General features: G+C 53.5%; 9 protein-coding genes and 1 pseudogene. 2 read left to right on the plus strand and 8 right to left on the minus strand.

Annotation, left to right across the window (positions count from 1 at the left end):
• Window positions 1-19 precede the first annotated feature (19 nt).
• The 6 genes and pseudogenes from OEG84_RS03600 to OEG84_RS03630 form a co-directional block, all read right to left on the minus strand.
• A complete protein-coding gene (locus OEG84_RS03600; protein ID WP_267652462.1) occupies window positions 20-808 on the minus strand; it encodes a creatininase family protein in 789 nt (262 codons plus the stop codon).
• A gap of 44 nt (window positions 809-852) precedes the next feature.
• Window positions 853-2,325: an aldehyde dehydrogenase family protein gene (locus OEG84_RS03605; RefSeq protein WP_267652463.1), complete on the minus strand. Its 1,473-nt coding sequence runs from the start codon at window positions 2,323-2,325 to the stop codon at window positions 853-855.
• 26 nt (window positions 2,326-2,351) lie between these two features.
• A complete protein-coding gene (locus OEG84_RS03610; protein WP_267652464.1) occupies window positions 2,352-3,419 on the minus strand; it encodes a Gfo/Idh/MocA family protein in 1,068 nt (355 codons plus the stop codon).
• A 3-nt stretch (window positions 3,420-3,422) separates the two neighbouring features.
• Window positions 3,423-4,795, minus strand: a pseudogene (locus OEG84_RS25450) (TRAP transporter large permease).
• Window positions 4,792-5,373: a TRAP transporter small permease subunit gene (locus OEG84_RS03625; RefSeq protein WP_267652467.1), complete on the minus strand. Its 582-nt coding sequence runs from the start codon at window positions 5,371-5,373 to the stop codon at window positions 4,792-4,794. Before OEG84_RS03625 ends, OEG84_RS25450 begins: the two are co-directional and overlap by 4 nt.
• A 94-nt stretch (window positions 5,374-5,467) precedes the next feature.
• On the minus strand, window positions 5,468-6,514 hold the full coding sequence (locus tag OEG84_RS03630) for a TRAP transporter substrate-binding protein (protein ID WP_267652468.1): 1,047 nt from the start codon (window positions 6,512-6,514) through the stop codon (window positions 5,468-5,470).
• Between the two features lie 307 nt (window positions 6,515-6,821).
• On the opposite strand from OEG84_RS03630, the gene OEG84_RS03635 reads away from it, so the two are divergent.
• Window positions 6,822-7,253, plus strand: coding sequence for a RidA family protein (locus OEG84_RS03635; protein WP_267652469.1), 432 nt, complete (start codon window positions 6,822-6,824; stop codon window positions 7,251-7,253).
• Window positions 7,254-7,257: 4 nt separating this feature from the next.
• A complete protein-coding gene (locus OEG84_RS03640) occupies window positions 7,258-7,962 on the plus strand; it encodes a FadR/GntR family transcriptional regulator (RefSeq protein ID WP_267652470.1) in 705 nt (234 codons plus the stop codon).
• A 391-nt stretch (window positions 7,963-8,353) separates the two neighbouring features.
• On the opposite strand, the gene OEG84_RS03645 is transcribed toward OEG84_RS03640, so the two are convergent.
• On the minus strand, window positions 8,354-11,326 hold the full coding sequence (locus OEG84_RS03645; protein ID WP_324288170.1) for a UvrD-helicase domain-containing protein: 2,973 nt from the start codon (window positions 11,324-11,326) through the stop codon (window positions 8,354-8,356).
• 97 nt (window positions 11,327-11,423) lie between these two features.
• Entirely contained in the window at window positions 11,424-12,296 is an 873-nt protein-coding gene (locus OEG84_RS03650; protein WP_267652472.1) for a helix-turn-helix transcriptional regulator, read from the minus strand.
• Between the last annotated feature and the right edge of the window lie 83 nt (window positions 12,297-12,379).

Below are 12,379 nucleotides of genomic sequence, written 5' to 3' on the forward strand. Positions count from 1 at the left end.
TGCCATTGATAAAATGGATTTAGTTTGTGATCTCTTTTTCGCTTATATTCTTGATTGTCTGGGCCAGTTCCTCGCAGCAGATTTCAAATATTATTTCCCCTTTTTCAGAGGTGGCTAGCGAAGGCTGACCAACTACGCCATTGGGGGTTACCGCGCTGTATTCTCGGTAAATCCTAACTTTCTTGGATCCGAACAAATCGTTGTTGGTATTTTGTAAATAGGGTTGAGGAATGTGATCTTGCACCCTCTCCATCTCGACAAGCTCGGGGTAGAGCGAAAGCATCAAAGACGTTTCGAATTCACATGCATGGCCCATACCTCCGCTACCGGATTCACGGAACTCTGATTGCCGTTCCGAAACCAAGCTAAAATACGATAGTGCGCCAATAATGCCCTGACCGTACATCTGACGGCCAGCATCGGTAGCGGCCATATCCACACACGCACCATTGCCACCATGACCATTGACTAATAACACCCGCCGATACCCCTGCTGCACCAACGATACGGACAGCTCGGTTAAAACTGCGACCAGCGTTTCGCATGACAGGGACAGTGAGCCGCCCAAGCTCAGGTGATGGGGTGAGTACCCGACCCACTGAACCGGCAAAACTACAGTTCTGAGACCCGACTTATTAGCAAGCTTCGCCGCACCAACGCATACGCTTTCAGCAAGATACCCATCTACGCCAGTTGGCAGATGCGGACCATGTTGTTCCACCGCCCCAACAGGAATTAATACAATTGGGTCTTCATCCTTGAGCGAACGAAGTTCAGCGGAGGTGAGCTCGGTCCATAAATATTTCATGTTCCTATTTCCATCGTTGCTTTCATGAACAAGGCAACTCAAAATCACGGCAACTTACGCTCACCGACTGAACGACCGACATTCACCGAAACTGCCTTAAGAACGGACATCGCCTCCAATGCGTGCTTGCCACCGATCCGTCCGGTTCCGCTATCGGTACCTGCCCCGCCGCCAAACGGTATATGCAACTCCCAGTAACTGCTTCTCTCATTTATGTTAACTAGGCCAGCCGGCAAAATCTCGGAAAAGTAAAACGCCATGTCCAATCGCTTGGTAAACACACTTGCAGCAAGTCCAAGTCTGTCATCTAATGCGACGTTAACGATATCTTCGATGGAATCGCAAACAATTAGAGGAACAACCGGACCAAAGGTTTCTTCTCGCGCCAATTTACTGTTGCGCGGCACATCCGTTACGACTGTCGGTGAGTAGTATAGGTCGCTACCCAACTCGGGGCGCGGTTTCCCACCAATTAATATGCGTGCCCCCGCAGCTTCCGCCTCACTAATATGGTCGGCCACTTTTGAAGCTACCCCGCGGTTATTTAGTGGGCCCATCGTAGTGTTTGCCTTCATGGGATCACCGAGAACGACACCTTTGGCGATCGCAACGATTTTTTCTGTCAGTTCATCGGCAACTCGCCGGTCAACAAGCACTCTCTCGCTGGCAGAGCAGATCTGTCCAGCATTGACAAAACTTCCCATGCAGATAGCAGCAGCAGCCAAATCTAGGTCTGCATCATTGAGAACGATTACCGGACCGTTTCCACCCAATTCCATCAACTGCGCTTTGCCAGCAGCTCGAGCTGCTATCAGCTTTCCGGTCGCAGAACTGCCCGTGAACCCAATACCGTCCACATTCTCATGTATGGCCAATGCATCACCGACGACGGGTCCATGGCCGGTTACTACGTTCACGGATCCGTCTGGTGCACCTGCATCCATAATGCACTCTGCTACTTTCAGGGCGCAGATACTTGTCGTTGGCGCGGGAACCCAGACGATCGCGTTCCCGGCAACAAGACCGGGCGCCAAATACTCAACGGGAATATTTATAGGAAAATTCCATGGAGTAATGACGCCATAAACTCCCCGCGGTTGCCGGAATGTGAACACGCGTTTGGTCGCATCGGCTACTGAAATCGTAGCACCTTCCATCCATTTGATATGCTCGGCGGCCTCGCGAAAACCCTGAATCGCCTTTGCCACTTCCGGTTTTGCCTCACTTAGCAGCGGCTTGCCCTGCTCAGAACTAAGCACTTCAGCCAGTTCGGTGCTTCTTGCCTCCATTTGATCAGCTATATTCAAACACAATCGAGAACGTTCCCAGGGGGACATCGCGGCGAGTACCGGCCGCGCCAATTGCGCTGCTTTTACTGCACGGTCGATGTCCATTGGGCCCGACAGCGGAACCTTTCCCAATACCTTCATGGTTGCCGGCGAAACCGCTTCGTAATGTGCATCATCGACCGGCGAGCACCATTGTCCACCAATCAGGTTCTTGTATATCTTCGGCATTAAGCTACTCCAGTCATACTGCTTGATCAGGCAACTCTGTCAGGCAAGGGCCGCACGGCGGCACCACCATTGGCGAGCGATTTTTTTGCGGCATCAACAATGACGACGGCCTTGCGCGCCTCGTATCCGTTAACGACGGGTGCCGTACCGGTTGTGATCATGTGAACGAAGTCGATAAGTTCTTCACGCAGAGCTCCACCCGTTCGTCCGTGAATATCAGGCCAATGCCGGTTTTCAGGTGCCATGAAACCATGCTGCGTGCTGACTCCAATCACATTCATCATCCTGAAATCGAGCGAGAGAAATCCGTCGCTTCCGTATAGATCGAAGCGAACGTCACCAAATGGCTGCCAATGAGTGTCTGCGCCCGTTCCACCCCAACTTGATGTCAATGACCACGCGCTCTCAACGCAAGCCATCCCACCATCCGCAAAGTTGATGACGGTGTAGACCGCATCCGGTGAACCATGCTTTTCATAGATCGGGCCTTTTGCGGCGCGGGCGCTGACCTCGGTGATCTCACCGGGGTTTATCCATCGCAACTGGTCGAAATCATGAATGGACAGGTAATCCAGCACATTGGTTGTCGGCGCCAGACGTTCGGCTACCGATTGCAAACTGTGGCGACGAAGAAACGCCGAAACAAATCGTCCCAGCCGACCATCTTGTACCGCTTGATACATTGACAAATAGGCTGGTTCGAACCGAAGTATTTGTCCTACTGCCAATTGTACGGGCGCGGCGGCGCATGCATCAATTATTGCGTCTGCATCCTCGACCGTCGAGGCCAACGGTTTCTCCAAAAATATGGGGATGTTAAATGCTGCCACCTGTTTTACCGGGTCAAGGTGAGCAAAATCTGATGTGGCGATTATTACACCGTCCAAGCCGATCTTGCTGCACATTGCACCGGCATTGTCAAAAACCGCCGGGTCTGCTCGTAGCGAGGGAAACTGAGCAGCAACGAACTTCGCCCGTGCGTGATCCTTATCGCAAACCGCTGCAATTTCTACGCCTGGAAGTGAATGCACAGCCTTGAAATGCTTCGCACCCATTGGGCCGCAACCTACCAAACCAAGTTTAACGTTAGTCATATTCTATCCCAGTATTGAGTTCGGAAGCCATGTTACCAAAAATGGGAATGCCATTATTGAAAACAAAACTAAAAGCTGCAGAATAATGTAGGGTATAACACCCTTGTATATTGTTAGAATTCCAATTTCTTTTTGCACGGCACCCTTCATGTAGAAAAGGGTGTATCCAAAAGGAGGTGATAAAAATGAAGTTTGGAGGTTTACCGCAACAAGAATGGCAAACCACAACAAAACATCGTTTCTTCCAAAGTATTCAATTCCAAAATCAGAACTTACAATTAGTGGGGAAAATATTGGAAGAACTATCAAAGTTATTTCCAACCAATCGAAGAAGAATCCGAATATGAATACTATAAACATAATTAAATATAGTATCCCCCATGGACCGAGGCCCATGAAATTTACAAAATCGGACACCAGCCACTCGCCACCAAGTGATCGAAAGACGTAGGAGAAAGCGGTCGCACCAATAAGTATCGAAAAAACGATGGTAGTCATTATTCCGGCGTCGCGGATTGCCTGACTGAAAATATTCACGTCCATGCGATTGCGTACTAACGCGAGCAAGAATGCACCGGCCGCCCCCACCGCCGCAGCCTCTGTTGGTGTCGCCCAACCGCCGAATATTGAACCTAATACCGCAACAATAAGAATGATTGGCGCGACGAATCCCTTCAACGCCGAGATGAAAACTTCCCGATTATTGGCATCCGCGTTGCCAAACTCGGGCCGCGGTGCGACATCGGGGCGGAGATACGCCACACTGAACGCAAACAGACAATATACAATTGTCAACATCAGTCCGGGCACAATTGCACCCAAAAAAGCTTGCCAACCGAGACCTGAAGAATATCTCCCATGAAAATAAGCATGATGCTGGGCGGTATGAGAATTCCAAGAGTTCCAGCTGCAGCGACAGTACCTGCCGCAAATTCCTTGTTGTACTGTTGTTTGAGCATCGCCGGAACTGCAAACACAGTCAGCATTACAACTGTGGCTGCAATGACGCCGGTCGTCGCCCCAAGTACCATGCCAATCAGAATTATCGCGATTGCTGTTCCACCAGGCAATTTTCGGCTTAGGTGCGTGGCGGAGTCCAGCAAGTCTTCCGCTATTCCACTTCGTTCCAGTATGGACCCCATCAGGACAAACATTGGCGCTGCAACAAGCACCAGGTTTTCTGCAAGCCCGCCCCATATTCGGGGCAAAATGTTGAAGAACTCCGCATAAGAAAAGATACCCGCGGAAATACCTAATAGACCGAAAATTATGCTGGTTCCGCCGAGGGTCAAAGCAACGGGAAAACCGGTAAGAAGAAGACCGGTCAGTGCAAGAAACATCATCCCCGGCAGATAGTAAGCAAGCTGCGCAATCATTGTTTCACACCGTCGGCTTCATTAACCGGGGAAACCTCGTCGCCAGCGTTCGGGGCCAAGCCCATGGTGTCGCCATGACCCAACAGCGTGTTAATGCGTTTGATAATCTCCAGGATCACTTGAACCAACATCAAGGCAATCCCGATCAGAAGTGCAGATTTGATTAACCAGCGATGCGGAATTCCTTGGGTCGAAAAGGATCCCTCTCCTGACGTGTAGGCGGCGACTACAAAATGTAAGGCAAAAATGAAGATGGTTCCAAGAAAAGGCAAGGCAAACAGGAGGTACCCGAGGACGTCAATCCAGGCTTTTTTTCGGACAGAGAATTGATCGTAGAAGATATCTATCCTGACGTTCCTGTCAGCCTGGATCACAAATGCCAAGATCCCGCAAAACACCAGTGTGTGAAAATGCCATTCAAGTTCCTGAAACCCGGTCGAGCCGAGGGTGAAGAACTTTCTGGTTACGACATCAAATATTGTAACCAAAACTAGGGGAACCATTAGATAGCCGCTACAGGATGCGATCCGCGCGATCCAGCTTTCAATATTCCTTGATATCACTGACCAGCGTCGCATTTCAAATATTCTTTCATTTGTAATCAGTTTAACGTCGTACAGTAGTGGACGACGGCAGGAGTACTGCTTAACAGCTATCCTGCCGCCTGATATTTTACTTTAGATAGCCAATAGTTGACCACTGTTTGTAGTCTTCCTGGAATGCGCGCAGGGACCCTGAAACCTTCGCGAAATTTTCATTCCCACTTTCAAGATCAACACGAACGTCTTCCCAAGCTGCCTTGACGTCGCTCAACACGACGTCCGGGAATGTTCTGATCTCAACATCCTTACTACGAAACTCAGCCAACGCTGCTGTCTGGGCTGATTCCCCGCGCGCGATCATCTGGATCATAGTTTCCGCACAGACGGCCTCAAGCAATTGCTGTTGCGCTGATGGCAGTTCATTCCACCGGTCAAGATTGACAAATAGGGTTTGGAAACTGATCTGCTGTTGCCAGCCAGGGAAGTAGTAATACTTGGCGACTTCATATAAACCCAACCCAAGGTCGGAGGCAGGGTTAGAAAATTCAGTTGCATCAATCACACCTCTTTCGAGAGAAGGATAGATATCACCGGGAGCGAGAATCTGCGTCGATGCGCCAAGCTTCTCAAGCACACGACCACCAAGGCCGACAATGCGCATCTTCAGCCCAGAGAAGTCTGCGCCGCTGTTGATTTCCTTGTTATACCAGCCGCCGGCCTCGGGCATATTCACACCGCAGGTCAGCGCTTTGATATTGTAGGGCTTCAGGATTTCGTCGCGCAACTCGGCCCCACCGCCATCCTTGATCCAGGCGATATATTCTGAGAGGCCTGGGCCGAACGGAATGGAATCGAAAAATGCCAACGCAGGTTCTCTAGAGACAAAGAATCCGGTGCCAGCATATCCTGCATCAATCGCTCCCTCGCCGACCGCGTCAAAAATTCCGGCCGCTGGCACCAGCGCCCCGGGATCAAAAAACTGAATTCTCAACTGACGATTACTTGCCTCGGTCGTCTTCTGAGCAATACCAAGGGCGGCCTCGCCAAAAATCGGTACCGTGCGGTTGTATGCACTTGAAAACTTCCAATTAGCCTGTTGGGCATTTGCCTGGGAGCCCAGCGAAATCGCCATGGCGCAGGAAATGACACCGCCGATCAGCCCTGTTGTAAATTTCATTCGCATAGCCTTGCATCCTCATGTTTCCATTGTTCGGTTCGACCACAGAGAATGGAAGTCGCCATTCTTCCCAGCCATAGCCGTAATGACTATTATTACAACTTATTACAACATCATAATTCTGTCAAACATTATGGCTGCGGCGCATAAACTTAGTTTTATGTCCGAATTTGAGTGAATTAGTGTTGTACGGGAGCGCAAATTCAGAACGCTTGGCCAGTTCTGGACGAACCAAAAAATACATATTATTACAAATATCGAACATGCTAATTCGCGCGTCACATCAAACGTAACAGAGGTAAATAAAATGGACTCCGGACGCATTGAACATCCAACAGCCGCCCAACAACACGTCACCGCAGGGCCTTACTCGCCGGTACTGATGATTACGCCCGGACCAATTGCCGTCATCTCTGGCCAAGCCGCACTGGATCTTGAAGGCAATCTTATCGGGGAGACAATTACCGACCAAACCCATAAGACGATCGAGAATTGCAGGGCCCAATTGGCGCATGCTGGTTGTGATCTTGATGACGTATTCAAGGTCAACGTATTCTTGGCAGATCTCAATGAATGGTCGCAATTCAATGAGGTCTATAAGCGGTATTTCACCTCCCCTATGCCTGTACGCACGGCTATAGGGTGTGCGTTGCGGCGTTCCTACAAGGTGGAGCTTGAAATGTGGGCCGCGATCCCGCAAACAACTTTGGTACAGGGTCGATCACAGCATTTGGAATAAAACCATGAGCCGAAAAGGGATGCCGAACATTGTCTATGGAAAAATCTTCGAGGCGATTTCGAATGGTACATTTCCACTGAATAGTCGGTTACCATCAGAAAATGTGCTGGCAGGTAATTATAATGTTTCGCGCCCTACTGTGCGTATGGCGCTCGAATTTCTAAAGGAAGACGGCCTGATTTATTCTGTAAGAGGATCAGGAAACTACATTAAATTTGCGCCGAGGATCCAGAAAAACGCCACCCATAATTTTGACACGCTTTCAGATTTGCAACGCTGTTTCGAGTTTCGAACATCCCTTGAGGCCGACGCTGCCTACTACTGCGCGCGTCGGCATACTAGCTCTGACCTCATCAAGCTAAAGTCCATTCTCGAAGCGATGTCGAGTGATCTGGATGCGGGTATATCGGAAGAGAAGGACATCGAATTTCACCAGATGATCACAATCTGTTCCAAGAATGAATTTTACCTGCGTGCATTCAATGAGCTGCTGGAGCCGCTGTCCAATGGTATGCGAATTGCTCACCAGAATTCCCTCGCCCGTCCGCGCGACTACTTGCTTGGCGTGCAGGATGAACACAGGGCAATCGTCGATGCGATTGAAGCCCGGAAGCCTGAAGGCGCCCGTCAGGCGATGAAACATCACCTGATTAATTTCCGCGATCGCCTCTTTGATGGAATCAGCCTCGACGGTGGCACCACACTGTAAAGTTAATGCCGCCGGACACGAGATTTGCAATTTGTCGGCATGTCCAAACCTGATGGGCACCTCAATTAAGTCGAACAGAATGACGAATGGCAGACTTCGAGCCGCTAAATGATGGTCGAAGCCTTCGCCCAGATCGACAGAGAGGAGGTCGACCCCATCCTCAGCATAGCAATGAAAGCCGCCTGATCATGACCTCAGGCTATCTGGAAATTTCACCATCTTGACGGACGTGGCCTCGGCGGCTTCACGAATATGAACCGGTTCTCGCTCGTAACCCTGCAGGGTTACGGGTTCACGCTGCCAAAGAACAGCAGTGACTACCTGCAGGTGGATGATGGCAGGCGCGGCCAGGTATGTCTTGGCTGGCGACGGGCAAAATTGTGCATCTCAATCACGCCCTGTTTTGGCGTCGCGGCTTCGTGATTGCGGACCGGTCACCGCTCGATATTTTCGCTTTCCCGACGCAGGTCGGATAGCGGACGCAGCCAAGGAACCTTCCATAACTGCCGCTGCGTTCAATCAGCCAGCCATCTTCGCATTCGGGGCACGTCGGATAGGTGGCACCGCAGCCGCATTGTACCTCCGCCGTTCCATCCGTGCGGCGCGGCAGAGCGGCTCCGCAGGATTGGCAGGCGGGCAGCAGGTTTCCGCAATGCTGGACATGCTCGCAGCGATACCAGATGCGGCCATCCTTCCCCCTTACGCCCAACAACCGCCCTCCACATTCGCCGCAGCCGTGTTCCTCCAGTTCCATGCCAGGTAGAGCGGCGATGCCATAGACGGGATCCTTCTTCAGCTCCGTGACAAAGGACGATGGCCGGGCTTTCGAAGCAAGGATCGTCAAAGTGTGGCGCGCCCGGGTCATCGCAACATACATGACGCGCCGTTCTTCCGCGTTCTGAAACGCCTCCTCCTCCGGGGACACCATAGACAGCAAGGGGTCGTCCACTATCTCTGACGGGAACCCTGTGCGCCCGCTGTCGGCGTTCAGCAGGATGACGTGGTCAGCCTCCAGACCCTTAGAGGCGTGGATGGTCTTGAAACTGATCTTCAGTCGCGGAAAGCGTCGCCTCAGATCCCGCAGGTCTGGCTCGACGAAGCGATATCGGCCGAGTAGCAGCACCGTCGCAGGCTTCACCACCTGTGCCACAACCGCAGACATGGCGGCAAGAACCTCGGCCAGTTTCGCCTTATCCTCGCCCTTGGACACGGTCACGATCCTGATGGCAGGTTCGGTCGCGGTCCCGGCCGGGACGATCAGCTTCTGAATTTGAGCCGGGTTCCGCAGGACGAAGGTTCTAGCGGCAAAGGCAATCTGGTCGATCGAACGGAAGGTGCGGCCAAGGTCGACAGACCGGTGAACGTCCGTCTCGCCGTCGAAGCTGCCGCCAAATTCCTGACCGAAATGGCGCATCAGGTGGATGTCGGACCCGGCAAAGCGGAAGATTGACTGCCAGTCATCTCCGACGGCAAAGACCCGCACGTCCGGATGCTGTGCCTTGAGCGCCTTCACCAGCCGGGCCCGGCTTTGCGAGATATCTTGGAACTCATCGACCAGGATGTGGCGGAACGGGCTGTCATAGCGGCCGGTCTCCGCATAGTGCGCAGCGCGCAGGATCATGTCCTCGAAGTCGATCCGGCCTTCAAGACGCTTCTGGTACTCCTCGAAGACTGGCGCGAAGACGTCGAGGAACGCCCGGGCACGCTTGCCCAGCTTCATCCGGTCGGATTTGGTCTCGCAATCCTGCAGACTGTAGCCCCCGCTCTTGAACTTGCGCAGGAAGGTCCCGAGCAGCTTCGAGAATTCGTCGACCTGATTCAATTCGACGATCCGGTCATAGATCGTTTCGACCGGTCGGGGTTTCAGGTTGACATGCGGTGCCAACTTTTCGGCGAGACCCTCCAGCAGCCGCCGCTCCTGGCGCTCATAGCTGTAGGTTTCGATCAGGGTGGTCTTATACTCGGCGTGGACCTGCCGCTTCCATTCCATGCCTGCCAGGTATTCGTCGCGGTCGACGAAGGGCGCCGTGACCAGCCGCTCGCTGCCGTCGGCCATCTTTTGGTGGCGCACCCCGAAATGCTCGATGTAGATGCCGCTCTCGGTCAGGCGGAAATCCGGCTGGTAATCGCGCCTGCCGGTTTCGGGGATCTTGTGTTCGTAGACCGGCTCGTACTCGTATTCGACACCGTTCTCGTAGAGCCAGTTGGCGATCTGCAGTTCTTCGTAGCTCTTGACCTTCTCGCCCTGTAGCGTCCGCAGGTCCTGCGCCTCCATGTGGGTGTAGAAATCGTGTTTGGTTTTGAAATCCCATTCACTATTCGGCTCGACCAGGAAATGCGCGAACCACCGTATGATCGCCATCGACACATCCGATAGCCGGTCGACCAGGTCCTTCAGAATCTGCTTGATCAGGTTGGTGAAAGCCATGTCGTCAGTGGCGTGATCGGCCAGAGCGGGCTTTGACCCTTCGACGATGCCGATGATGTCATAGGCAATAGCATTGAAGGTCCGCGCGACGATGGGTACGCCGGATCGGGCCTCGACACGTTTCGACATTTCTTCCGCCGCATTCTTTGCGAAGGCGAGAAGCAGTACCTCTTTCGGCTGACGAATGCCCGCCTTGATCAGATAGGCGGCCTTGGCGGTGATGACGCTCGTCTTTCCCGATCCTGCCCCGGCTAGAACGAGCGTCGCATCCTCATCGACGACGACCGAAAGGCGCTGTTCCGGCGTCAGCGGCTTGGTCTCGATAGTGTCGAAGAAATCCTTCCATCGATCCAGTTCGGCGGTGACGAAGGCCGCGATGCCGTTCGCGCGTAACGTGCGCGGGTCGCCTGCGAACTTCCGGACGGGCGCAATACGCGCGACGGTCTCGCGACCGATGACTTCGGCATTCAGCTTCGACAGAAGCGATTCATTCAGAGCACGGGCTTGTTCGAGCAGAGGCGCGATTTGACACGCTGCGGGGTATCGGGACGGCGCTGCCAGCGACATCACCTCGGCGAGAACTCTGTCCAGGCGCGCCGCTTCCTTTTCGAGGGCCGCGAGATTGAAACGATTCCACGCATCCTTGACCCGTTTTGAAAATACATGGGCATCTCGGTGGCCCGCGCCCTTCAGCGTAACATCGTTGTACTCGCTCGAACTGATGGTAAGTGCGGTTCCGAGCATTCCTTTTCTAATGAAAGGCGCGGTCGCCAACGACTGCAACGATATAGATACGACCTCGCCGCGGCGTGTAGTCCGGATGTAGTTCCCGTCCAACTCCAAGGCGCGGGTGGACCTGCCGAAGGGATCAGCCAGAAATCTGTACAATGAGCGTTGTTGTAGTCGAATCAATGAACTAGGCTTTCGGCTTTCCAATAGTTTAAACTGCGCTGTGGCAGTTGCGGACCGCGTCTACGACTCTGTGGCCGCAAAGCGACCAGACGAGCTTTACAATACCTCTCTGAAGATCCGGTCACGGCAAGGCCTCGAAATCCGGCCTCTGATACCCTTCGTCCAAGGTTCGCAGCCCGTCAGGCGCTATCATCTCGACCTTGTCGCCCCACTGATAGAGATGCCACGCCATCTCGAGCCATCCGGCCGCAGTGAACCGAACGATCAGGCTTCCATCATCCTGTGGCTCCAGGACCTGCGTGGGGTGAAGGCGAAATTCGGCGGCACGCACGGCAGCCTCGGGCGCGAAGCGCCAGATCACCTCGCCGTATTGCGCAGGATCCTGATAAACGCCGAAAGCCTTGGCGGCATAGCTTTCCAAAGTGAAGCTTGGGGCGAACACAAGGCTTTCGTTCAGCACATCGGCGGCATGGATCCTGTCCCTGCGGAAGTTCAGAATCGTTTCGCTGTGCGATGGTTGCCGCGCCACAAGGTAGCTCCGGTGGCACAGCAGCAGGCCGAGCGGTTCGATCACCCTAGGCGTCGCATCCACAGATCCGTAGATGACGCGCAATCGAAACGGGCCTCGCAGCGCGTCCATGACCGCATCCGTCACGCCGGGGCTCGGGGCGACGGTCGAACCGGGACGCATGACCTGACTGAGACTGGCCAATACCGCCTCGGCATCGGCTTCAGACCTCGTTGCGTCACGGGGTGTCAGCCCCGCCAGCAGCCGCTCGGGTGGGCGCGCGTCCAGCCGCCAATATCTTCGGCGGTCCTCGGCGTCTACGGTCGTGACATTGCCGAAGGCGACGTCCAGGGCCTCAGTCATGCGTTGCGCCGTGCGGTGCGAGACGTCGAACACGGTGCAGATACCCTCAAGGCTGACGCCACCCCGCCTGGAAGCGGCCATCTGGGCAAGACGGAGCAGATCCTGAGCCATGGCGAAAGACATTTGACCTCTATGGCAGAAATTGACACCGTCATAAGCTATTGATCAACTTGTGGTCTGTCGAGGCGATTCCCTCGGGGGTTGAG

Source organism: Hoeflea algicola (genome assembly GCF_026619415.1).
GTDB lineage: Bacteria > Pseudomonadota > Alphaproteobacteria > Rhizobiales > Rhizobiaceae > Hoeflea > Hoeflea algicola.

Excerpts from the sequence above, each read along its gene's own strand:
- OEG84_RS03630 (WP_267652468.1), bottom strand. The coding sequence starts at position 6,514 with ATGAAATTTACAACAGGGCTGATCGGCGGTGTCATTTCCTGCGCCATG.
- OEG84_RS03635 (WP_267652469.1), top strand. The coding sequence starts at position 6,822 with ATGGACTCCGGACGCATTGAACATCCAACAGCCGCCCAACAACACGTC.
- OEG84_RS03625 (WP_267652467.1), bottom strand. The coding sequence starts at position 5,373 with ATGCGACGCTGGTCAGTGATATCAAGGAATATTGAAAGCTGGATCGCG.
- OEG84_RS03650 (WP_267652472.1), bottom strand. The coding sequence starts at position 12,296 with ATGTCTTTCGCCATGGCTCAGGATCTGCTCCGTCTTGCCCAGATGGCC.
- OEG84_RS03640 (WP_267652470.1), top strand. The coding sequence starts at position 7,258 with ATGAGCCGAAAAGGGATGCCGAACATTGTCTATGGAAAAATCTTCGAG.
- OEG84_RS03610 (WP_267652464.1), bottom strand. The coding sequence starts at position 3,419 with ATGACTAACGTTAAACTTGGTTTGGTAGGTTGCGGCCCAATGGGTGCG.
- OEG84_RS03605 (WP_267652463.1), bottom strand. The coding sequence starts at position 2,325 with ATGCCGAAGATATACAAGAACCTGATTGGTGGACAATGGTGCTCGCCG.
- OEG84_RS03600 (WP_267652462.1), bottom strand. The coding sequence starts at position 808 with ATGAAATATTTATGGACCGAGCTCACCTCCGCTGAACTTCGTTCGCTC.